The sequence below is a fragment of the Serinicoccus marinus DSM 15273 genome (genome assembly GCF_008386315.1).
GTDB lineage: Bacteria > Actinomycetota > Actinomycetes > Actinomycetales > Dermatophilaceae > Ornithinicoccus > Ornithinicoccus marinus.
In genome coordinates this window covers 54,316-75,274 of the sequence record NZ_CP043808.1, presented here as the reverse complement: position 1 = coordinate 75,274, position 20,959 = coordinate 54,316, and the positions used below count along the sequence as shown (strand labels likewise).

Annotated in this window: 17 protein-coding genes and 2 pseudogenes; 10 read left to right on the top strand and 9 right to left on the bottom strand. The window is 72.9% G+C overall.

Annotated features, from left to right (window positions below):
* Nucleotide 1 precedes the first annotated feature (1 nt).
* A complete protein-coding gene (locus FU792_RS00365) occupies nucleotides 2-1,141 on the top strand; it encodes a lycopene cyclase family protein (protein WP_022923398.1) in 1,140 nt (379 codons plus the stop codon).
* A gap of 9 nt (nucleotides 1,142-1,150) precedes the next feature.
* Here the strand turns inward: FU792_RS00365 and crtI are convergent, their stop codons facing one another.
* The 5 genes from crtI to FU792_RS00340 all read right to left on the bottom strand — a co-directional run bounded on the left by crtI (nucleotide 1,151) and on the right by FU792_RS00340 (nucleotide 7,982).
* Entirely contained in the window at nucleotides 1,151-2,635 is a 1,485-nt protein-coding gene (gene crtI / locus FU792_RS00360) for a phytoene desaturase family protein (protein WP_022923399.1), read from the bottom strand.
* Nucleotides 2,632-4,287, bottom strand: a complete 1,656-nt coding sequence (idi, locus tag FU792_RS18680) for an isopentenyl-diphosphate Delta-isomerase (RefSeq protein ID WP_022923400.1) — start codon at nucleotides 4,285-4,287, stop codon at nucleotides 2,632-2,634. Before idi ends, crtI begins: the two co-directional genes overlap by 4 nt.
* 143 nt (nucleotides 4,288-4,430) lie before the next feature.
* Complete coding sequence (locus tag FU792_RS00350) at nucleotides 4,431-5,546, bottom strand: bifunctional 2-methylcitrate synthase/citrate synthase (protein WP_022923401.1); 1,116 nt, start codon at nucleotides 5,544-5,546, stop codon at nucleotides 4,431-4,433.
* Between the two features lie 13 nt (nucleotides 5,547-5,559).
* Nucleotides 5,560-6,480, bottom strand: coding sequence for a methylisocitrate lyase (prpB, locus tag FU792_RS00345; RefSeq protein ID WP_022923402.1), 921 nt, complete (start codon nucleotides 6,478-6,480; stop codon nucleotides 5,560-5,562).
* Nucleotides 6,477-7,982 (bottom strand): MmgE/PrpD family protein, encoded by a 1,506-nt coding sequence (locus FU792_RS00340; RefSeq protein WP_022923403.1) that lies wholly within the window; start codon nucleotides 7,980-7,982, stop codon nucleotides 6,477-6,479. Before FU792_RS00340 ends, prpB begins: the two co-directional genes overlap by 4 nt.
* Nucleotides 7,983-8,091: 109 nt before the next feature.
* Here FU792_RS00340 and FU792_RS17510 point away from each other — a divergent pair, with 109 nt between their 5' ends.
* The 5 genes and pseudogenes from FU792_RS17510 to FU792_RS17495 all read left to right on the top strand — a co-directional run bounded on the left by FU792_RS17510 (nucleotide 8,092) and on the right by FU792_RS17495 (nucleotide 11,618).
* Entirely contained in the window at nucleotides 8,092-8,328 is a 237-nt protein-coding gene (locus FU792_RS17510) for a hypothetical protein (RefSeq protein WP_238706017.1), read from the top strand.
* Entirely contained in the window at nucleotides 8,294-10,021 is a 1,728-nt protein-coding gene (locus FU792_RS00335; RefSeq protein ID WP_238706016.1) for a Na+/H+ antiporter, read from the top strand. The genes FU792_RS17510 and FU792_RS00335 overlap by 35 nt, the downstream gene beginning before the upstream one ends.
* A 13-nt stretch (nucleotides 10,022-10,034) precedes the next feature.
* Complete coding sequence (locus FU792_RS17505) at nucleotides 10,035-10,856, top strand: response regulator (RefSeq protein WP_237739959.1); 822 nt, start codon at nucleotides 10,035-10,037, stop codon at nucleotides 10,854-10,856.
* Nucleotides 10,742-11,062, top strand: a pseudogene (locus FU792_RS17500) (NAD(P)/FAD-dependent oxidoreductase); the annotation flags it as partial. The gene FU792_RS17505 and the pseudogene FU792_RS17500, both read left to right, overlap by 115 nt.
* 103 nt (nucleotides 11,063-11,165) lie before the next feature.
* Nucleotides 11,166-11,618 carry an NAD-binding protein gene (locus tag FU792_RS17495; RefSeq protein ID WP_338101193.1) on the top strand — a complete coding sequence of 151 codons (453 nt, stop codon included), beginning with the start codon at nucleotides 11,166-11,168 and terminating at the stop codon, nucleotides 11,616-11,618.
* A gap of 660 nt (nucleotides 11,619-12,278) precedes the next feature.
* Here the strand turns inward: FU792_RS17495 and FU792_RS00325 are convergent.
* The gene (locus tag FU792_RS00325; protein WP_022923408.1) at nucleotides 12,279-13,211 is read right to left on the bottom strand and encodes an exodeoxyribonuclease III; all 933 of its coding nucleotides are present in this window, start codon (nucleotides 13,209-13,211) and stop codon (nucleotides 12,279-12,281) included.
* Nucleotides 13,212-13,297: 86 nt separating this feature from the next.
* Between FU792_RS00325 and FU792_RS00320 the strand changes: the two genes are divergently transcribed.
* The gene (locus tag FU792_RS00320) at nucleotides 13,298-13,735 is read left to right on the top strand and encodes a hypothetical protein (RefSeq protein WP_022923409.1); all 438 of its coding nucleotides are present in this window, start codon (nucleotides 13,298-13,300) and stop codon (nucleotides 13,733-13,735) included.
* Between the two features lie 182 nt (nucleotides 13,736-13,917).
* On the opposite strand, the gene FU792_RS00315 is transcribed toward FU792_RS00320, so the two are convergent.
* Both FU792_RS00315 and FU792_RS00310 read right to left on the bottom strand, forming a co-directional pair.
* Nucleotides 13,918-15,090, bottom strand: coding sequence for a serine hydrolase domain-containing protein (locus FU792_RS00315; RefSeq protein ID WP_149814443.1), 1,173 nt, complete (start codon nucleotides 15,088-15,090; stop codon nucleotides 13,918-13,920).
* A gap of 114 nt (nucleotides 15,091-15,204) precedes the next feature.
* Nucleotides 15,205-17,565: pseudogene (locus FU792_RS00310) on the bottom strand (excinuclease ABC subunit UvrA).
* Nucleotides 17,566-17,753: 188 nt separating this feature from the next.
* Between FU792_RS00310 and FU792_RS00305 the strand changes: the two are divergent.
* Entirely contained in the window at nucleotides 17,754-18,779 is a 1,026-nt protein-coding gene (locus FU792_RS00305; RefSeq protein WP_022923411.1) for an endonuclease/exonuclease/phosphatase family protein, read from the top strand.
* A gap of 57 nt (nucleotides 18,780-18,836) precedes the next feature.
* The gene (locus tag FU792_RS00300) at nucleotides 18,837-19,634 is read left to right on the top strand and encodes a hypothetical protein (RefSeq protein WP_022923412.1); all 798 of its coding nucleotides are present in this window, start codon (nucleotides 18,837-18,839) and stop codon (nucleotides 19,632-19,634) included.
* Here FU792_RS00300 and FU792_RS00295 read toward each other — a convergent pair.
* Entirely contained in the window at nucleotides 19,619-19,900 is a 282-nt protein-coding gene (locus FU792_RS00295) for a DUF1540 domain-containing protein (protein ID WP_022923413.1), read from the bottom strand. The genes FU792_RS00300 and FU792_RS00295 overlap by 16 nt on opposite strands.
* Nucleotides 19,901-20,143: 243 nt before the next feature.
* Between FU792_RS00295 and FU792_RS00290 the strand changes: the two genes are divergently transcribed.
* Nucleotides 20,144-20,935: a hypothetical protein gene (locus tag FU792_RS00290; RefSeq protein WP_022923414.1), complete on the top strand. Its 792-nt coding sequence runs from the start codon at nucleotides 20,144-20,146 to the stop codon at nucleotides 20,933-20,935.
* Nucleotides 20,936-20,959: the final 24 nt, after the last annotated feature.

The window sequence follows — 20,959 nt, the reverse complement described above, 5'->3', positions numbered from 1 at the left end:
GGTGCACGACGTCGCGATCGTCGGCCTGGGGCCGGCCGGGCGCGCCCTCGCGTCCCACTGCGTGGACCGGGGGCTGGACGTGCTGGCGGTCGACCCCCGCCCCGATGCGGTGTGGCGTCCGACCTACGGCGTCTGGGAGGACGAGCTGAGCCACCTCCCAACGGCGGTCGTCCGGCACCGCGTCGCGCAGCCCGAGCTGCGCAGCCGGGGCCGGCACCGGTTGGACCGGGCCTACGTGGTGCTGGACAACGCCGAGCTGCAGCGGACCCTGCCGCTGGAAGGAGCCACCGTCGAGCGGGCCCGTCTGACGGATGTGGAGATGACGGGCCTGCGCGGGCGGGCCCGGGTGGTGGTCGACGCCCGGGGCGCCCGCCCCGCGGGTCACGTGCCGGACGACCCCGCCGCCGCGCAGACGGCCTACGGCGTCGTGGTCCCGAGCGAGGTGGCCGTCCCGGCCCTGGACGGGGCCGAGGCGCTGCTCATGGACTGGCGCACCGACTGGTCGCCCCACCCCAGCCCCGGCGGGGTCCCGACCTTCCTCTACGCCATCCCGCTCGGGCCGCAGGAGGTGCTGATGGAGGAGACCTGCCTGGCGGCAGCACCCGGTATGCCCGTCGCCCAGCTCCGGGACCGGCTGCAGCACCGGCTGCGGGCCCGGGGCGTCGCGATGGACGCCCTGGACGAACCGCGGAGCCGCGAGGTGGTGCGCATCCCGATGCGCGGACGCGACGCGCCAGCCCCCGAGGGCACGGTGGCCCTGGGCGTGGCGGGACGCGGGGGGCACCCGGTCACCGGCTACTCGGTCGCGTCCTCGCTGGCCCGCGCCCGCACCCTCGCCGCGCAGCTCGCAGCCGGGGAGCGAGCGCACCAGGTCGACGTGGCCGGGCCGGCCGACGTGGTGCGCGAGCTGGGGTTGCGGGCACTACTGCGGTTGGACACCGACGGCACGCTCGAGCTCTTCGAGGCCTTCGGCCGGCTCGGGCCGCACCGGCAGCGCGCCTTCATGTCCCGCACCAGCGGTGCCCCGGAGCTGCTGGGCGCGATGTGGCAGATGTTCTCCGCGATGCCCGGGCACGGCCGCGTCGAGCTGGTGCGCGCCACCTTCGGCGCCCCGTGGGAGGGCCTGCGGCTCGGCCGGTGACGACTGCTGTCAGCCGACGAGCTGACGCACCCGCTCGGCCGCGAGCCGGCCGGAGGGGAGGACCATCGGCACCCCGACACCCGGCACCGTGCCGGAGCCGGCGAAGACGAGGCCGGGCACCCGCCGGTCGATGTTGTTCGGCCGGAACGGTCCGGTCTGCGGGAAGGTGTGGGCCAGCGCGAACGGCGTGCCGGCGGCCATGCCCTGCGCCTGCCAGTCCGCCGGGGTGACGAGCTGCTCGGTGACGACACCGGTGGGGTAGCCCGCCTCGTCGAGGAAGGTCAGCAGCCGCTCGCGCATCATGTCGCGGGTAGACTCCCGCTCCCAGTCGACCGAGCCGACCTCGAGGTTGGGCGTCGGCTCCAGGACGTAGAGCGTGCTGTGGCCCTCCGGGGCGGCCTCCTCGTCGTCGAGCGAGTGCACGGTCACCAGCCGGGAGGGGTCGCCCATGAGGGTGCCCCGCTTCAGCAGGTCGTCGAAGGCGCCGGACCACTCATGCCCGAAGTGGATGTTGTGGTGCCCCTTGCCCTCGGGCACGCCCTCGACCCCGACGTGCCACACCACGCAGGAGGGCGAGTAGCGCCCGCCCAGCAGCCCGCTCACGGCACGCGGTGGGCGCACGTCCGGGAGCCACCAGCGGTAGACGCTGGGCAGGTCCACGGTGGCCACCACCGCGTCGGCGGCGACGTGCTCGCCGTCGTCGGTGGCCACGCCGCGCACCCGACCCGCCGAGTCGCGCAGCAGCGAGGTCACCGAGGTGCCGTAGCGGAACTGCGCACCGGCGTCGGCCGCGGCCCCGGCGAGCGCGTCGGGGACCGCGCGCATCCCGCCGCGCGGGAAGAAGACGCCCTCGATGGAGTCCATGTAGGTGATGACCGCGTAGATCGACAGCGCCTCGTCCGGGGCGAGCCCGGCATACATCGCCTGGAAGGAGAAGAGCCGGTGCAGCCGCTCGTCGGAGAAGCGGCGGCGGATCATCGGGCCGAGCCGGCCGAAGCCACCCATGCCCAGCAGCTGCGCGGCGGCGCGGGGGCGGGCCAGCAGGTCGGTGGGGCGGTCGAAGTTGCGGTCGATGAAGTGCGGCATCTCGGCGAGGTAGAGCCGGCGCAGCCAGCCGACGAACTCGTCGAAGGCCGCGGCGTCGACGCTGCCGCACTCGCGGTGGATCTCCTCGCGCATCCCGGCGTGGCCGTGGCGGACGTCGAGCGTGGACCCGTCGGCGAAGAAGCCGCGGTATGCCGGGTCCAGGAGCCTCAGCTCCAGCCGCTCCGCGAGGCTCGACCCGGCGGCACGCAGGGGTCGGTCGATGAGGTCCGGCATCGTCAGCACGGTCGGCCCGGTGTCGAAGGTGAAGCCGTCCTGGGTGAGCCGGCCGGCCCGCCCGCCCGGGACGTCCTCGCGCTCGACGACGGTGACCCGGTGCCCGTCCCCGACCAGGTGGCAGGCTGCGGCCAGACCGGCGAGGCCTGCCCCGACGACGACGATGTGGCTCATGCGTCCCTCCAGGCGATCGCGCGGGCCTCGTCGCGCAGACCGGCGATGCCCTCCTCGGTGAGCAGGCCCGGCCGGAGCGCCGCCTCGGCGGCCTCGACCTCCTCGCGGATCCTCGTCTCCAGGTCCTGCCGGACGCCGGCCGACTCCAGGGCGTCCTGCAGCACCGCGACGTCCTCGGCGCGGGCCTGGTCGGTGCCGACCCGGGCCATCGCGTCGGCCGCCGCACCGGTCAGCCGCTCGGACCCCAGCACCCAGATGAGCGTGGTCTTGCCCTCGCGCAGGTCGTCGCCGCTGGGCTTGCCCGTCCGCTCCGGCTCGCCCCACACCCCGAGGATGTCGTCGCGCCAGGCGAAGGCGCGGCCCAGGTGCCGACCGTAGGCCGAGAGCGCCTCGCGCTGCTCCCCGTCGGCGACGGCGGCCAGCGAGCCGAGCTGCAGCGGTCGCTCGATGGTGTAGGCGCCGGACTTCAGGGCCGCGACGGCCTCGGCGTGGGCCAGGTCCCGCCGGCCCGCCGCGGAGCCGGTCAGGTCGCCGCGCTGCCCGGCGATGAGCTCCAGGTTCAGCTCGTACCAGTAGTCGCGCATCGTGCTCGGGAGGGGGTTCACGAGGCGGTCGGCCAGGGAGTGCGCGAGGTCACCGAGGAGGATCGCGATGTTCTCGCCGAACCGCTCCGCGCGCCCCTGACCACCGCCCTGCCGGTGCCTCTTCGCCGCCACGACGTGGGCGGCAGGCGCGCCCCGCCGGGTGGACGACTGGTCCATGACGTCGTCGTGGATGAGCGCGAAGGCGTGGAGCATCTCCAGGGCGGCGGCCGCCCGCACGAGGTCGTCGTGGGAGCGGGAGCCGAGGCGCCCCCCGGCGGCGACGAAGCCCCAATGGCCCATGCGCGGCCGCAGTCGCTTGCCGCCGTGGGTGAGCACGGCGCGCAGCCAGCTCGGCAGGTCGCCCGGCTCGTCGGCGATCAGGTCGACCGGCCCGCTCGGGGCGAGGGTCGACCACATCTGGTCGGTCCAGGAGCACTCATCCCCGATGAGCGCCTCGACCCGGTCGAGGGTGCCGCGCGGCTCCGCGCCACCCGTGGCCCGAGCATCCGCCGGGGAGCCCGGTCGCAGCGGCAGCCGGAGGCGCTCGGACTCCAGCAGGGGCACCTGCTCGGCCGCCCACGGGCTGTAGACCCCGGGGAGGGCGCGCACGCCCGCGACCAGGTCGTCCCACTCGACCCAGAGGTGCTCGGCCACCTCCGCCGGGTCGGGGAGGAGCTCGCCGCTCACCCGTCCGGCGAAGACCGGGCAGACCTCGTTCTCGACGATCCCGCTCGCGTCCGTCGCGCGGTAGGCGAACGTGGGCAGGGCGAGCTGGAGGTCGGTGACGTCGACGCCCAGCTCCTCCTGCAGCCGCCGGCGCACCGCGGCCCCGTCGGACTCGTCCGGCCGGGGGTGGCCGCAGCAGGCGTTGGTCCAGACGCCCGGCCAGGTCCGCTTGGACAGCGCCCGCCGGGTGAGCAGCACCCGCCCCTGCTCGTCGAAGAGATAGAGCGAGAAGGCGCGGTGCCGTGGGGTCGACGCGGTGTGGACGCCCTGCCGCGGGGCCGTGCCGAGGGCGCGGCCGTCCTCGTCCACGAGGACGACCAGATCCTGGACCACATCGGTCATCTGAGCTCCCTTGCGGTCGGTGAATCCCAGAGGACAAGCGTAAACGGCGCCTCCTCCGGGCGCGCGTCGTGGGTCCACTCGGGCCCGTCATCGATCCCAACTGAAAGGTGATTCATGTCTCGGCGGACGGTCGCCGCGGTGGCTCAGCGCTGCGGGAGCTCACGCTTCTCCGCGCCGACGTACTCGCTCAGCGGGCGGATGAGGGCGTTGGCGGCCTGCTGCTCCCGGATGTGGGCGGTCCACCCGGTGATGCGGGCCATGACGAACAGCGGCGTGAACATCGCGATGTCGAAGCCCATGAGGTGGTAGGTCGGACCCGCGGGGTAGTCGAGGTTGGGGTGGATGCCCTTGCGCTCGATCATGGCGTCCTTGAGCCGGTCGTAGGTCGCGAGCAGGTCCGGGTGGTCCTCCCCGGCGAAGGTGCGCAGCGCGGCGTCCATCGTCGGCACCCGCGAGTCGCCGGTCTTGTAGACCCGGTGGCCGAAGCCCATGATCTTGCGCTTCTCGGCGAGCGCGGTGTCCAGCCACGGCTCGGCGTTGTCCGCGTCCCCGACCTCGGCGAGCATGTGCATGACCGCCTCGTTGGCGCCGCCGTGCAACGGACCCTTGAGCGCGCCGATGGCCGCGGTGACGGCGCTGTAGACGTCGGAGAGGGTCGAGGTGACGACCCGCGCGGTGAACGTCGAGGCGTTGAAGGAGTGCTCGGCATACAGCGTCATCGAGGTCTCGAAGGCGGTGACCGTGGCCTCGTCGGGGGCCTCACCGAAGGTCATCGCCAGGAAGTTCTCCGAGTAGCCCAGCGACGGGTCGGGCGCGATCGGCTCCTGACCCCGGCGGCGGCGCTGCTCGATCGCGACGATGGTGGGGAGCTGGGCGAAGAGCGCCACGGACACCGCCAGGGTGTCCTCCGGGTCGTCGGACTCCGAGCGCGGGTCACGCGCCCCGAGCCAGCTCACGGCCGTGCGCACCGTGTCCATCGGGTGGCAGTCCTCGGGGAGCCCGCGCAGGACCTCGACCAGCTCGTCCGGGACGGCGCGCAGGCCGCGCTCGTTCTGGGTGAAGGTGGCCAGCTCGTCCTCGGTCGGCAGCTCGCCGTGCCACAGCAGCCAGGCCACCTCCTCGAAGGAGCACTGCGCGGCGAGGTCCTGGACCGGGTAGCCGCGGTAGATGAGGGTGCTGGTCTCGGCGTCGACCTTGGAGACGGAGGTCTCGTCGACGACGACGCCGGCGAGGCCGCGGTGGATGGTGGTCTCGGTCATGGTGGGTCCTTCCTCACTGCTCGCCGGGGACGGCGAAGTCGAAGATGTCGGCGTCGAAGCTGCTGTAGTCGGCATACCGCAGCACCTCGTAGAGGCGCGCGCGGGTCTGCATCTGCGGGACGAGGTCGCTCTGGCTGCCCTCCTGCGCGATCGTGGCCAGCGAGGCCTCGATCGCCCCCATCGCCAGGCGCTGCAGGGTCACCGGGTAGATGACCATGGACACGCCGGCGTCCGCGAGCTGAGTCGTGGTGAACAGCTCGCTCTGCCCGAACTCGGTCATGTTGGCCAGGATGGGCACGTCCAGGGCCTGGGCGAAGGCCTCGAACTCCGAGAGGTCCTTGAGGGCCTCGGGGAAGATGAGGTCGGCCCCGGCGTCGGCGTAGGCCCTCGCCCGATCCAGCGCGGCGTCGAAGCCCTCGACCGCGCGGGCGTCGGTGCGGGCGCACAGGACGAACTCCGGGTCGGTGCGCGCCACCACGGCGGCCCGGACGCGCCGGAGCATCTCCTCGGTGCTCACGACCTGCTTGCCGTCGAGGTGGCCGCAGCGCTTGGGGTTGACCTGGTCCTCCAGGTGCGCCCCGGCCAGGCCCGCGCGCTCCAGGCCGGTGATGGTGCGGGCGACGTTGCTGGGCTCGCCGAAGCCGGTGTCGGCGTCGATCATGGCCGGCAGCGAGGTCATGCCCGCGATCTCCTGGCCGCGGCCGATCACCTCGCTGGCCGTGGTCAGCCCGATGTCGGGCAGCCCGCGCTCGGCCGCGAGGACCGAGCCAGAGATGTAGACGCCCTCGAAGCCGGCTTGCTCGATGAGCGGCACGGACAGCGGCGTGAACGCGCCGACATACCGCTGGATCCGCCCGGAGGAGAGACCGGCACGGAAGGCCTGGCGGCGCCGGGTCGGGGCGAGCACGCCCTCGGTGGCCTGGTCGCCGCTCACCGGAAGATCCCCTGCGGCCCGACCTCGAGGGTGAGGGCGTCGGCGACGACGTTGAGCTCGTGCAGCCGGCCCGCGGGCAGGTCCGCCAGCCCGGAGACGACCTCGAGGAAGCGGTCCTGCTCGGCCTTGCTGGCCACGCCCTCGGCGAGGGTGCGGAACTTCGCGACGTACTGGTCCCGGGCGAAGGGCCGTGCCCCCGCCGGGTGCGCGTCCGCGACCGCGAGCTCGTCGGCGACCACCGTGCCGTCCTGGAGCGTGATCTCGACCCGACCGCCGAAGGCCGGCTCGGCCGCGTGGTAGGCCTCGGTCCAGCGGGGGTCCTCCACCGTGCTGATCTTGTGCCACAGCTCGACGGTCGAGGGCCGGCCGGCGCGCTCGGGGGTGTAGGAGTCGACGTGGTGCCAGCTCCCGTCCTCGAGGGCCACCGCGAAGATGTACATGATCGAGTGGTCCAGGGTCTCCCGCGACGCCTTCGGGTCCATCTTCTGCGGGTCGTTGGCGCCGGTGCCGATGACGTAGTGCGTGTGGTGGCTGGTCTGGATGAGGACCGACTCGACCTGCGACAGGTCCGGCACCTGCTCGCGCAGCCGCACCGCGAGGTCGATGAGCGCCTGGCTCTGGTACTCCGCGGAGTACTCCTTGGTGTAGGTCCGCAGGATCGCCCGCTTGGCCTCGCCCGGGCCGGGCAGCGGCACCTGGTAGTGCGCGTCCTTGCCGTCCAGCATCCAGGCGATGACGCCGTCCTCGCCCTCGTAGATCGGCGCCGGCGCACCCTCACCCCGCACCGCCCGGTCGAAGGCCTCGATCGCGGCCTTGCCGGCGTAGGCCGGGGCATACGCCTTCCAGCTGGAGATCTCGCCCTTGCGCGACTGCCGGGTCGCGGTCGTCGTGTGCAGCGCCTGGCCGATCGCCTGGTAGGTCACCTCGGTCGGCGCCCCGAGCAGGGTCCCGAGGCCGGCCGCGGCGGACGGGCCGAGGTGGGCGACGTGGTCGATCTTGTGCGCGTGCAAGCTGATCGCGCGGACCAGGTCGACCTGGATCTCGTATCCGGTCGCGAGCGCCCGCAGCAGGCTCGCACCGTCGGCGCCGACGTGCTGGGCGACCGCCAGGATCGGCGGGATGTTGTCGCCGGGATGGGAGTACTCCGCGGCGAGGAAGGTGTCGTGGTAGTCCAGCTCGCGGACCGCGGTGCCGTTGGCCCAGGCCGCCCACTCCGGGGAGACCCGCGCCTCCGGGTCCCCGAAGATCGCCGCACCCTGCGCGCCGTCGGCAGGGGTGTGCCGGTGGGCGAGCGCCTGGTCTCGCGCCACGACCGCGGGGCGCCGGTTGACCGAGGCGAGCGCGACCGAGGCGTTGTCGATGACCCGGTTGATCACCATGTCGGCGACCTCGGCCTCGACGGCGACCGGGTCGGCGGCGACCTCCGCGATCTTCCAGGCGAGCTGGTCCTCGCGGGCCAGCTCGTCGGCGCTGGGGTGGACGCGCACGTCGTGCGTGATCATCGGGTCTCCTCCGTGGGGCTGGACGTCGGTGTCGGACCGGGCGCGGCGCGGGCGTGCGACCGCACGGCCGGTGGATCGGTCCCCAGGCTAGCCACCCGCAGTCGGTGCCGTGGGGTCAAGGCAGCAGGACGGCCGGCGCGGCACCGACCTCGACGGGGGCCGCCCGCCGGGCGTGGGGGAGAATGAGCCGGTGGAGATCGCCATCCTGCTCGTGCTGCTCGCGGTCGTCGTGATCGCGGGCGAGGCGTTGTCCGAGCGCCTGGGCGCCCCGGCCGCTGCTGCTGACCGTCGTCGGGATCGCGCTGTCCTTCGTGCCGGGGGTGCCGGAGATCCACCTCGAGCCTGAGATCGTGCTCATCGGGCTGCTGCCGCCGCTGCTCTACACCGCCTCGCTGTCGACCTCGCTGGTCGACATGAAGGCCAACCTTCGACCGATCATGCTGCTCTCGGTCGCCGCCGTGCTGGTGACGATGGTGGCGGTCGCCGTCGTCGTCCGGGCGCTGCTGCCGGACGTCGGCTGGCCGGTCGCGCTCGCGATCGGCGCGGTCGTCGCGCCCCCCGACGCCGTGGCGGCGACCGCCGTGGGCCGACGGATCGGCCTGCCCCGCCGGGTCGTCTCGGTGCTCGAGGGCGAGTCGCTGCTCAACGACGCGACCGCCCTCGTGGCCCTGCGCACCTCGATCGCCGCGATGGCCGGAGGCGTGAGCGCCGGCGGGGTCGCCGGCGACTTCCTGCTGGCGGCCGGGGGCGGCGTGCTCGTCGGGCTGCTCGTCTACCGGGTCGTCGCCTGGGTGCGGCGACGGCTGCACGACCCGCTGCTCGACACGGCGGTCTCCTTCGTCACCCCGTTCGCGGCCTACCTGCTGGCCGAGGCCATCCACGCCTCCGGCGTCATCGGCGTCGTCGTCGCCGGGCTGCTGCTGAGCCACCGGTCCTCGACCCTGCAGAGCGCGCAGGGGCGCATCACCGAGAGCACGACCTGGCGCACCATCTCCTTCCTGCTGGAGAACGTCGTCTTCCTCCTCATCGGGCTCCAGGCGCGGTGGATCGTGGAGGACCTCTCGGGCAGCGACCTGTCCGTCGGGACGATCGTCCTCGTGCCGGTCGCGGTGCTCGCCACGGTGATCGCGGTGCGGCTCGCCTGGGTGCACCTCACCCGGCCGCTGCTGGGCAGCCGGCTCGGGGACCGGCGCGAGCCCGCCGGCGCGGCGCAGACCACGCTCATCGGCTGGGCCGGTATGCGTGGCGTCGTCACCTTGGCGGCGGCCTTCATCCTCCCCGTCGACACGCCCTACCGCGACCTGTTGCTGCTCGTCGCCCTCACCGTGGTGGCGGGCACGCTGCTGCTGCAGGGGCTGACCCTGCCGGCCCTGACCCGCCTGCTCGGGGTGCGCCCGCCGGACCCGGCCGACGATGCCCTGGCCCGGGCCACGCTGCTGCAGCAGGCGGCGACCGCCGGGCTGGCGCGGCTGGAGGAGCTGGAGACGACGGACACCGTGGAGGTGGCCCGCACGATCCGCCAGCGCCTGGACCAGCGCACCTTCGCGGCCTGGGAGCAGCTCTCGACGACCGAGGGTCGGCAGACGCCCTCGGACGCCTACGCCGAGCTGCGCCGGGCGATGATCGAGGCGGAGCGCGAGCGCATCCTGCACATCCGCGCCAAGGGGAAGGTCCCCTCGCCCGTGGTGCGTCAGGTGCTGGGCATGCTCGACCTGGAGGAGTCGATGATCGACTCCTCGGCCAGCGCCCGGGAGGACATCCGGGCCACCGGCAGCGACGGGCACCTGCAGTGTCCCGAGCTGCGGGCCTACCCGATCGGACCGGCCGCCCCGGAGCCGCGCTGCGAGCTCTGCGCGCAGGAGGGGCGGGAGGTCGTGGCCCTGCGTCAGTGCCGGGAGTGCGGCCACGTCGGCTGCTGCGACAGCTCCGCCGGCCAGCACGCCAGCGCCCACTTCCACGAGACCGGGCACCCGGTCATGCAGTCCGCCGAGCCGGGCGAGAGCTGGCGCTGGTGCTACGTGCACCACCTCGCGACCTGACTAGTCTGGCCGGGTGACCCACACTCCCGCCATCGTCGTGCTCTCGGAGAGCCACCTCGACACGCTGCTGTCGCAGTTCGCGCGCTACAGCGGCGAGTACGCCGTCATCCCCACCAGCACCCCGCTCGCCGCGAAGCAGCTGCTCGGCACGATGGTGGCCGACGGCATACCGGTCGCGCTGCTCGTCGTCGACCACCCGGTGTCCGGGGTCGAGACCGAGCACGTGCTGGCCAAGCTGCGCCTCCTGGTGCCCACCGCGCGGCGGATGGCCGTCTCGCACTGGGACCACTTCCGGCAGGGCGCGGTGGAGATGCGGACTCCGGTCGCCACCGGGGCCATCGACGCCTTCATGCTGCTGCCGCGGGGCAAGCGGGACGAGGAGTTCCACGTCGCCGTCGGCGAGCTGCTCAACGACTGGAACGCCACGGTCGCGACGCCCGAGGTGGAGTCGACGCAGATCATCACCCCCGAGCGGGACGCGCTCACCAACCAGCTGCTGGAGTACCTCACCGGGTCGGGGCACCGACCGGGGTGCACGCGCCGGACAGCGAGGTCGGGCAGCAGGTGCTCGCCCGTATGGGGTCCGACGGGACCCCGGCATGGCCCGTCGTCGCGACCTTCGACCAGGTCGGCCCGGTCTCCTCCGTCCGCGACATGGCGACCCGGCTCTACGGCCGCCCCGACGAGATCGAGCAGGACCAGGTCGCCGATGTCGTGGTCGTGGGCGCCGGACCCGCCGGGCTCGCGGCGGCGGTCTACGCCTCCAGCGAGGGGCTGCGGACCGTGGTGCTGGAGTCCGAGGCCATCGGCGGCCAGGCGGGGACGAGCTCGATGATCCGCAACTACCTCGGCTTCCCCCGGGGCATCTCCGGTATGCGCCTCGGCCAGCGCGCGCGGCTGCAGGCGATCCGCTTCGGCACGCAGTTCTACACCGGGTGGCCGGCCGTCGAGCTGGTGCCGGGCGCCGACGGGGCGCCGCACCGGGTGGTCACCGAGGGCGGCGACGTCCTCGCGCGGGCCGTCGTCATCGCGACCGGGGTGGAGTACCGCCGCCTCGGCATCGAGTCGCTGGAGGAGCTCGTCGGTCGCGGGGTCCACTACGGGGCGGCCATGGCGGCCTCCCGCGAGATGGAAGGGGGACGGCGTGGTCGTGGGCGGCGGCAACTCGGCCGGGCAGGCGGCCGTGCACCTGACCCGCTTCGCCCGGTCGGTGAGCGTCGTGGTCCGGCGCGACGACCTCAGCTCGACGATGTCGGCATACCTGATCCAGGAGCTGGACGCGAACCCCCGGATCACCGTCTACGGCCGGGCACAGGTCGTCGACGGAGGGGCGATGACCGGTTGGAGTGGCTGGAGTTCGAGCACAAGGACAACGAGCACCGCCAGCGGATCGAGGTCGACGGGCTCTTCCTGCTCATCGGCGCCGAGCCGCACTGCCACTGGCTGCCGCCGGAGCTGGCCCTCGACGAGCGCGGCTTCGTGCTCACCGGGCGACAGGTGCCGCAGGAGCAGTGGCTCGAGGACCTGCCACCGGCGCCGCAGACAACCAGCGTGCCCGGGATCTTCGCCGCCGGGGACGTCCGGGCCGGCAGCATGAAGCGGGTCGCCTCCGCCACCGGCGAAGGCGCCTCGGTCGTCTCGCTGGTCCACGGCTACCTGGACGAGCAGCGGCGCTGAGGCACGCCGTCGTCCGGGGTGCTCGACCACCGCGCCCGCGATGATGATGACCGACAGGGTCCAGAACCACGGCTGGGTCAGGTCGGTCGTGTCCTGCTGCGGGACGACGAGGTAGAGCAGCCCGGCCACCGTGAACGCCACCAGGCTCAGCGTGCTCGAGACCCGCATGACAGGCAGCTGGCGGTGGTGGTCGACCAGGGTGCCGAAGAAGACGCTGCTGAAGGCGACGAGCAGCATGTAGGCGCCACCGATGATGCCGGTCGCGAGGTCCGACCGGGTCTGCAGGTAGGCCCAGAAGGTGAGCCCGAACCAGAGGTATGACGTGGTCAGGCCGGCCAGCGCGGTGTTCACCAGCAGGTGGTGGAAGGTCCGGTCTGCCGTCGTGGCGGTCGTGGTCATGTCGTGTCGACCATCGGGAGCGGGCGAACTCACCGGTGCAGGCTCCTCCTGACGTGAGACACCCCGACCCGCACGACTCGGGCAGCGCACCGGGACCGGCCGGTGGCGCGGCAGGGAGCCACCATGTCCGTCGCCGTCGTCGCCACGGCCGCGCTCGCGCTGGCGGCTGGCGGCCTGGCGCTCAGCCGAGAGGCCGGGCGTAGTCGACCACGACCGGAGCGTGGTCGCTGAGCCGGACCCCTCGGTGCTCCCGGTCGACGACCGCCGAGACGGCGCGGCGCGCCAGGCCGGGCGTCGCGAGCTGGTGGTCGATCCGCCACCCGGCGTCCCGGGCATACGCCTGCCCGAGCCAGGACCACCAGGTGTAGGGCCCCTCGACGCCCGGGTGCAGGCGGCGGACGACGTCGACGAGGGTGCGCGGCGAGAGCTGGGCGTCCAGCCACGCCCGCTCCTGCGGGAGGAAGCCCTCGGACTGCTGGTTGCGGCGCCAGGAGGCCACGTCGAGCCGGGTGTGCGCGAGGTTGAGGTCGCCGGTGAGCAGGAACTCCCGGCCGCGGGCGCGGGCCGCCCGGCGCGAGCGCGAGAGCTGCCGGGCGAAGGCGTCGAGGAAGTGCATCTTGCGGGCATACCTCGCGCCGCCGTCGGGCTCGTCCCGCATCCTCCCCGGCTGCTGCAGCTCGGCGGGCAGGCCTCCCTTGGGCAGGTAGAGGCTGGCCACCGTCACCGCCGCGTCGGCCAGGTCGACGTCGACCTCGACGTAGCGGCCCTCACCGGCATACCGGGAGATCCCGCGCGCGAGGGTGCCGGGTGCGTCGGCGGCGACGAGGCCGGTATGTCGGTCGCCGGGTCCGCGCAGGAGCACCTCGGCTCCCCAGGTGCGGACCGCGGCGGGGCGGCTGCGGGTGAGGACGGCGACCCCGTTGCGACCGGGGATCGACCCCGGGTCGTAGGCGACGTGGTAGCCGCCGAAGGCGTCCTCGGGCAGGTCCTCGACCCGGCACCGGACCTCCTGCAGCGTCACGACGTCGCAGTCGCGCTGCGCCAGCCAGTCGCCGAACCCGCGCCGCCGCGCGGCCCGGATGCCGTTGACGTTGACCGAGGCGACGCGGAGCACCCCACGATGCTACGGACCGGCCGCACGGTCTGCGCCGACCGGCCGCTTGGTTTGCGTCCGTCGACCTGCGGGCGCACCGTAGTCCTATGAGCGAACACCCCCACGAGGACGAGAGCGGCATCCGCGACTACACCCCCGAGCAGGAGGCGGAGGCCGAGGTCAACCTCGACGAGCCGGACGCCACCGCGGACGTCGCCTGGAGCCCGCCGGACCGCCGACCGGTGAGCTCGGAGTTCGCCGACGACGACCGCGCCGAGGAGACCATCGACCAGCGGATCGCCCAGGAGCTGCCGGAGGAGGGCACCTCCTACGGCCGCCCCGAGACCGGGGGTGAGGACACCGCCCGGGAGCCGCAGACCGAGCTGATCGGGGGCGACGACCCGGACGCCATCCCCGCCGACCAGGACGTGCTCGGCGGACCCGCCGAGATGCCGACGACGCACCCCGAGGACTCGGCCGGCGAGCCGGCCGAGGAGGCGGCGCTGCAGGTCCGCGAGGGCGAGTGGGACGACGAGCGGCCCTGATCCGGTATACCGCGCGGCCGGTCCATGCAGACCGCGCAGCCGGGCGGTCGGGTGTCAGCAGGTGGCGAGCAGCATCGGCACCAGGGCATCGTTGAGGTCGTAGAGCGCGTCCTGCGCGAGCGTCTGGTCCCGCCCGGTCACGCCGAGCGAGAACTGGCGCGCGCCGTCCCGTGAGGTGAAGGTCAGGCTGAGGCTGCCCAGCGACCCGCCGTCGTGGCCGTGGAGGAACTCGCCGGGTCGGCACGGGTCAGGATGGAGTACATCCCCAGCCCGTAGTTCATGATGTTGTCCGAGGACGGCGTGACCATCGCCTCGACGCTCTCCTGGGAGAGCAGCTCACCGGACATCAGGGAGCCGGTCAGGTCCTGCAGGTCCTCGACCGTGGCGACAGCGGCACCCGAGGCGCGGAAGACGTCCGGGTCGAAGGTCTCCAGCCCGATCCACCCCCGTCCGTCGACGAACATCGCCTCGTGCAGGGCGGCGCCCTGCATCCCCGGCTCGTCCGGGTAGCGCGTCTGGCCCATGCCCGCGGGCCGACGGATCCGCTCGGTGATGAGGGTCCCGACGTCGCTGCCGGTCGCCTCCTCCAGGAGCATCCCGAGCGCGACGTAGCCGGCGTTGGAGTAGAGGAACCCCTCCCCCGGCTCCAGATCCCACTCGACGGCGTTGACCGCGGCGATGTGCTCGTCGTCGGTGTAGTCCCGGCTCACCGCCGCGACGAAGGCGTCCCAGTCCTCGGGGTCGTCCCCCAGGTACGGCGCGATGAGCTCGCCGGTGCCCCGGGGCATACCCGAGGTATGGCTCAGCAGGTGCCGGATCGTGACCTCGGGGTGGTCCGGGAAGAGGCCGGGGATCACCTCCTCCACCGGGGTGTCGAGGGTCCAGGTGCCCGCCTCCACCTCCTGCATGACGAGGGTCGCGACGAGCATCTTGGTGTTGCTCGCCACGCGCAGCGGGCTGCGGTCCAGCGCCGGTGCGGCGCCGTCCAAGCTCCGCGTCCCCGCCGAGCCGGACCAGCGCAGCGTCGGGGTGTCCACCCGTGCGGTGACCCCGATGGCGCCGTCGGCCACGAGCTGCTCCAGCCCGGCGTCCAGGTCGGGGCGCAGGGAGCGGGGCAGCCGGTCGGTGCCGGGCAGCCCCTGCGTCGCCGGCAGGTCTGCCGCCGTCGACCGCTGGGCCTGCGCCGCTGCCTCGCGGATCGACCGGCGCAGCTCGTCCTCGGGCTCGACCGTCATCGGCGCCGGCAGGGCGTCGGGCTGCGGCTGCTCCTGCGTGCCCGGCACGGCTCCCGCCGCGGCGGGGACGGCCGCCAGGGCCAGGGCGGCGATGCTGGTGGTGATGGTGCGTCGGTGCATGGTGTCCCTCCCAGATGTGGATGAACCGATACCTCCCACCCTGCCCCCACCCGGGGCGCCACGCCTCCGCCCGTGGCAGGAGATCACTCCTCCCACGGACGGAGATCGCGGCGGTCAGCGGGCGCCCACCCACTCCTGCAGGTGCTCGGCGGTCAGCGTCGACCCGTCCTGCACCATCTGGGCCGGGGTGCCCTCGAAGACGACCTCACCACCGTCGTGCCCCGCCCCGGGACCGATGTCGATGACGTGGTCGGCGTTGGCCACGACGGCGAGGTTGTGCTCGATGACGACCAGGCTGTGCCCCTGGTCCACGAGGGTATGCAGCATCTGGACCAGACGCTCGGTGTCCGCCAGGTGCAGTCCCGCCGTCGGCTCGTCGAGGACGATCGTGGTGCCCTTGCCCCCCAGCTGGGAGGCGAGCTTGAGCCGCTGCCGCTCGCCGCCGGACAAGGTCGTGAGCGGCTGACCGAGGCGCAGGTAGCCCAGGCCGACGTCGACCAGCCGCGCCAGGATGCCCTGCGCCTTGCCCGAGGTGAAGACCTCCGCGGCCTGCGCGATCGAGAGGTCGAAGACCTCGGCGATGGTGAGCCCGTGCAGGGTGTGCTCGAGCACGTCCTCGCGGAAGCGTCGCCCCCCACAGGTCTCGCACTGCGACGGGCCGCCGACGAGCATGCCCTGCTCGGGGTAGGTGACGCCCTGGCCGTTGCACGCCGGGCAGGCCCCCTCGGAGTTGGGCGAGAAGAGCGCGGCCTTGACGCCGTTCTCCTTCGCGAAGGCCGTGCGGATCGGGTCGAGCAGCCCGGAGTAGGTCGCCGGGTTGGAACGGCGCGAACCGCGGATCGCGGACTGGTCGACGATGAGCACGTCCTCACGCCCGCTGAGCGAGCCGTGGACCAGCGAGCTCTTGCCGGACCCTGCGACACCGGTCACCGCGACGAGCACGCCGGTCGGGATGTCGACGTCGACGTCCTTGAGGTTGTGCGTCGCGGCGCCGCGGATGTGGATCGCCCCGGTCGCGGACCGCAGCTCCTCCGGGTCGCGCAGCGGCACACGGTGGTCGAGGTAGTGCCCGGTGACCGTGTCGGAGGCCCGCAGCCCTGCGACGTCGCCCTCGAAGGTGATCGAGCCGCCGTCGTTGCCGGCGCCCGGGCCGATGTCGATGACGTGGTCGGCGGCCTCGATGACCTCGGGCTTGTGCTCGACCACGAGGATCGTGTTGCCCTTGTCGCGCAAGGACTCCAGCAGCGCGATCATCCGGCGGATGTCGTGCGGGTGGAGACCGACGGTCGGCTCGTCGAAGACGTAGGTGACGTCGGTCAGCGCGCTGCCGAGCTGCCGGATCATCTTGACCCGCTGCGCCTCACCGCCGGACAGGGTCCCGGCCTCCCGGTCGAGGGAGAGGTAGCCCAGCCCGATCTCGGTGAACGAGTCGAGCATCGCCGCGAGGTTGCTGACCAGGGGCGCGACCGAGGTGTCCGGTATGCCGCGCACCCACTCGGCGAGATCGCTCACCTGCATCGCGGTGCACTCGGGGATGGTCGTGCCGGCCACCGTGGCCGTCCGCGCCGCCTCGTTGAGCCGGGTGCCGCCGCACTCGGTGCACGGACCGGTGGTGGCGACCCGCTCCTTGAAGTCGATCATGTGCTTCTGCTTCGGCTCCTTGTCGCCGAAGAGGGTGCGCCGGATCCGCACGACCAGGCCCTCGTAGGTGAGGTTGATCCCGGCGAACTTCACCTTGGTGGGCTCCTGGTACATCAGCCAGTGCCACTCCCGCTCGGAGTAGTCCCCCAGGACCTTGTCCATGTCGAGCTTGCCGTCGGCGGCGGCCCCCTCGTCGCCGTATATCTTTCAGCCCCAGGTGCCCACGCCGTAGCCGGGCACGAGGATCGCACCGTCGTTGAGCGAGAGCGACCGGTCGACGACGACGTCCTCGTCGATCGCGGCCTGCTGCCCCAGCCCCTCGCACACCGGGCACATGCCGCCGATGAACTCGAAGGTCGCGACCTCTCCCTTGGGCGGCTTGCCGTCCTTCTCGACGACGAGCCGGCCGCTGCCGCTGGCCGAGGCCTGGTTGAAGGAGAAGGCCGAGCTCGGGCCGACGTGCGGCTCGGAGAGCCGGCTGAAGAGGATCCGGAGCAGGGCGTAGGTGTCCGTCGCGGTGCCGACGGTCGACCGGGCGTTGGCACCGAGTCGTTCGTGGTCGACCACGATGGCCGCCGAGAGCCCGTCCAGCTCCTCCACCTCGGGGCGGCTCGTGACCGGCATGAAGGACTGCAGGAAGGCGGAGTAGGTCTCGTTGATCAGGCGCTGGCTCTCCGCGGCGACGGTCCCGAAGACCAGGCTCGACTTGCCCGAGCCGGAGACACCGGAGAACACGGTCATCCGACGCTTGGGGATGTCGACGTCGACGTCCTGGAGGTTGTTGACCCGGGCGCCACGGACCCTGATGACGTCGTGACCGTCAGCAGGATGCATGCGCTGATCGTGCCACGCGCTCGCGACCGGAGGGGCCTGATATCTGGACGCACGGGGCGTCCGGTCCGGACGCCGCGGTTCCGGGACTCCCTGAGCCGCCGGTGACCAGTCCGTATCCGAGTGGTGCCGCCCCGCTCTGAGAGGGTGAGCACAGGCATACCCGCCGCGAACCCGCAGGAGGCGCACCGATGAACGCCGACGAGCTGTCCGTCGCGACCTTCAACCTCTACAACCTGAACCTGCCCGGCGGCCCGATGTACCAGGACGCCGACGGCTGGAGCATCGAGGAGTATGCCGCCAAGGTCGCCTGGTCGGCGCGCCTGCTGCGCGAGCTGGCACCGGACGTCCTGGGGGTGCAGGAGCGGTGGCACGCCGACGCGCTGGCCGAGGTGGTCACCCAGGCCGGGATGGACGAGGACTACGAGCTGCTCGCCGCACCCGCGACCGGTGCCAGGATCGTGTGCGGGGCGCTGGTGCGGCGGGACCTGCTCGTCCCGGACTCGGCGCGGTGGATCCAGGACTTCCCCGACGACCTGCGGCTGACCTCCTCCGGTGAGGACCCGCAGACCCCGCAGATCGACGTGGGCATCCGTGGCTTCTCCCGACCGGTGCTCCGGTTCGAGATCGCCCCGCGCGAGGACGAGCCGCCGACCGCGGTCTACGTCTGCCACTTCAAGTCCAAGGCGCCGACCCAGATCTGGCGGGAGGGGTGGTACAACGCCGACCGCGACCGCTACAAGCCGCACACCACGGCCATCGGGGCGGCGCTGTCCACCATCCGGCGGACCGCCGAGGCGGCCGCGCTGCGGGTGATCCTCACCGCGGAGACCAAGGGCACCGTGACGCCGGTGATCGTGCTCGGCGACGTCAACGACGGGCAGCACTCCAACACCCTCAACATCCTCACCGAGCAGCCCCGCTACCTCGTGGGCGAGTCACGTGGCGGGGGCGACATCGCCCTCTACACGGCGCAGACGCTGCAGCAGTACCGCGACACCCGCGACGTCTACTACACGCACGTCTACCAGGACCTGCGCGAGTCGCTGGACCACGTCCTCGTCTCCGAGCAGTTCTACGACCACTCCTACCGGCGGCGCTGGCTCTTCGACGGGCTCGTGATCTACAACGACCACCTCAACACCGAGGACCACAAGGCCGACGGGACCGCGGACCACGGCATCGTGCTCGTGCGCTTCACCCACGACCCGGCCTGACCTGGGGGTATGCGCGGGGCTTGCCTGGTGCTAAAGGGGTGAGGTTATCCTTACCTCATGACGAGCACCCCACCGGTCGTCGGGCCGCAGCTGGACCCCCGCGCCGCGACGACCCGGTCGACGGCCGCGCGGCTGCTCGACGGCGCCGGTCGCGCCACGGTCGTGGCCTACCGCGAGGACGCGGGACGACCGCATCAGGTGCTCGCGCACGGACTCACCCCGGCCGACGTCCTGGCCGTCGCGCTCCCCACCGCCTGCCTGGCGGAGGGCGAGGGCTGCCACGAGGTCCGGCTGCGGATCGACCAGCACGGCGCCGACCCTCGGCTGCGGGTCTCGACGGCCAGCGTGCACGCCCTCGCGCACCTGCGGCTCGTGGAGGACGTGGAGCTCGGCCGGTTGGCCGCCCTGGGGCTCCTCCCGACCGAGGTCGGGTGGGCCGCCGAGGCCGGGGCCCGGGTCGCGCTGCTCGCGCTGGACCGCGTGCTCCTGCACGACCAGGGAGGGGTCACCCCCCTGGCGTTCGCCGAGCTGGTCTGCTCGGACCGCTTCCCGCACCGGTCGCAGGAATGGCTCTGCCACGAGATCGCCCAGGCGGTCGACGACCCCGCGGCCGTCGTGGCGCAGGTCTGCGCCGGCGACCGGGCCGGGGTCGTCGGCCAGGGACACCCCACCCCGGCGTCGGTGCGACCCCATGTCGGCGAGACGGTGCTGGCCGACGTCGACGGGACCGGCTGCACGTGGCTACGCATCGACGCCGACCGGACCCGGACGGTCTTCGTGCCCTTCGACGCACCGGTCCGCGACCTCGATCAGCTCGAGGCCGCGGTGACCGGTCTGGGTCAGCCGGCGGTGTAGCTCAGGCAGTTGGCGGTGTCCCCGCCGACGGTGATGGCCTCGGCCGTGCACATGAGGTCCTTGTTGTGCGCGCACTCCAGTCGCTGGCAGGCACCCACGTGCCCCTCGGCGACGGGCAGGCCCCCGCGCACGTCCAGTTCGACGAAGGTGCCGCACGAGGCGCCGCCGGAGTCACCGGCGATGGTGACGGCCTCGGCGCTGCACCCACCATTGTTGTAGGCGCACGCGGTCGCGGCGCACGAGGTGATTGCGGTCATGGTGGCCATGGTTCTGGTCCTTTCTCGTCGGCCACGGAAATGTTTCCGACACCATCACGGTAGGGCCGTCGGGACGCGGCGCACAAGGACATCGCACCTGATCGGACAAAGGGGAAAAGGGCATTCTCATTTGACGCCGAGGCGCCGCGCAGGTGCGGCTGCGGACATTTCGGATGATTTCGCTGACGCATTCATGCGCCTTCCCGATGAGGGCGTGCTCAGGGCGAGCGCCGGAGCGGGCAAGATGGGGTCATGAGCTACGACATCACCCTGTGCCCACGGGATGCGGGGCAGAGCTGGGAGGACGCGCTCGCCGCCGCAGACGCCGAGGACTCCGGCAGGGAGGCCGACGAGCAGGCGCTCACCGAGGGCGTGGAGACGTTCCGCCGGATCGAGACCCGGCTGCGCGAGGTGCTCAGCGGCGAGCTCGAGACCTGGGTGGCCGAGGAGACCGGCGGCGACGTCTACGGCGAGCTGACGGCGCCCCGGACCGGCATCCAGGTAGAGCTCTTCGACGGCTCCGCGGCGGTGAGCCTGGGTGAGCGCGAGCCCGGCGAGGAGCCCTCCGAGGACTCGGGCCCCGATCGTGCACAGGTGCTCGAGGAGGCTCGCCGCGCCGTGGGGATCGTCGCCGCGGAGACCGGCTACCAGCCCTTCGACCACCAGACCGAGGAGCCCTTCGACGGGACCTTCCGCGAGGGGGCGCCTGGCGCGGAGCCTGCCGAGGCCACGGCAGGTCAGACCGGGATCGCCCGGCCCTCGGCGGCCGAGATCGCGCGGCGGGACCCCTCCAGCCTGCGCCGCCGTGGCTGGGTCTACCTCGTGCTCGGCGTGGCCATCACCGTCTTCGCCGCCAACCGGCTCGCCTCCGGGGAGAGCGGGGTGCTGACGATCATGCTGCTCGTGATCGGGATCCTCGACCTGCTCGGTGGGCTGTTCCTGCTGTCCGTCGGCCGCCGCGCCGCCGAGGACGAGCGCATCCGGCTCGGTGGCCCGGAGGAGTCGGGGTCGGGTCCGGACGCGGCAGGGACCACCCCGGGCTGAGGACGCCGACCCGCCGTCAGCGGG

Excerpts from the sequence above, each read along its gene's own strand:
- crtI (WP_022923399.1), bottom strand. The coding sequence starts at position 2,635 with ATGAGCCACATCGTCGTCGTCGGGGCAGGCCTCGCCGGTCTGGCCGCA.
- idi (WP_022923400.1), bottom strand. The coding sequence starts at position 4,287 with ATGACCGATGTGGTCCAGGATCTGGTCGTCCTCGTGGACGAGGACGGC.
- FU792_RS00350 (WP_022923401.1), bottom strand. The coding sequence starts at position 5,546 with ATGACCGAGACCACCATCCACCGCGGCCTCGCCGGCGTCGTCGTCGAC.
- FU792_RS00340 (WP_022923403.1), bottom strand. The coding sequence starts at position 7,982 with ATGATCACGCACGACGTGCGCGTCCACCCCAGCGCCGACGAGCTGGCC.
- FU792_RS00320 (WP_022923409.1), top strand. The coding sequence starts at position 13,298 with ATGAGCGAACACCCCCACGAGGACGAGAGCGGCATCCGCGACTACACC.
- FU792_RS00315 (WP_149814443.1), bottom strand. The coding sequence starts at position 15,090 with ATGCACCGACGCACCATCACCACCAGCATCGCCGCCCTGGCCCTGGCG.
- FU792_RS00305 (WP_022923411.1), top strand. The coding sequence starts at position 17,754 with ATGAACGCCGACGAGCTGTCCGTCGCGACCTTCAACCTCTACAACCTG.
- FU792_RS00300 (WP_022923412.1), top strand. The coding sequence starts at position 18,837 with ATGACGAGCACCCCACCGGTCGTCGGGCCGCAGCTGGACCCCCGCGCC.
- FU792_RS00295 (WP_022923413.1), bottom strand. The coding sequence starts at position 19,900 with ATGGCCACCATGACCGCAATCACCTCGTGCGCCGCGACCGCGTGCGCC.
- FU792_RS00290 (WP_022923414.1), top strand. The coding sequence starts at position 20,144 with ATGAGCTACGACATCACCCTGTGCCCACGGGATGCGGGGCAGAGCTGG.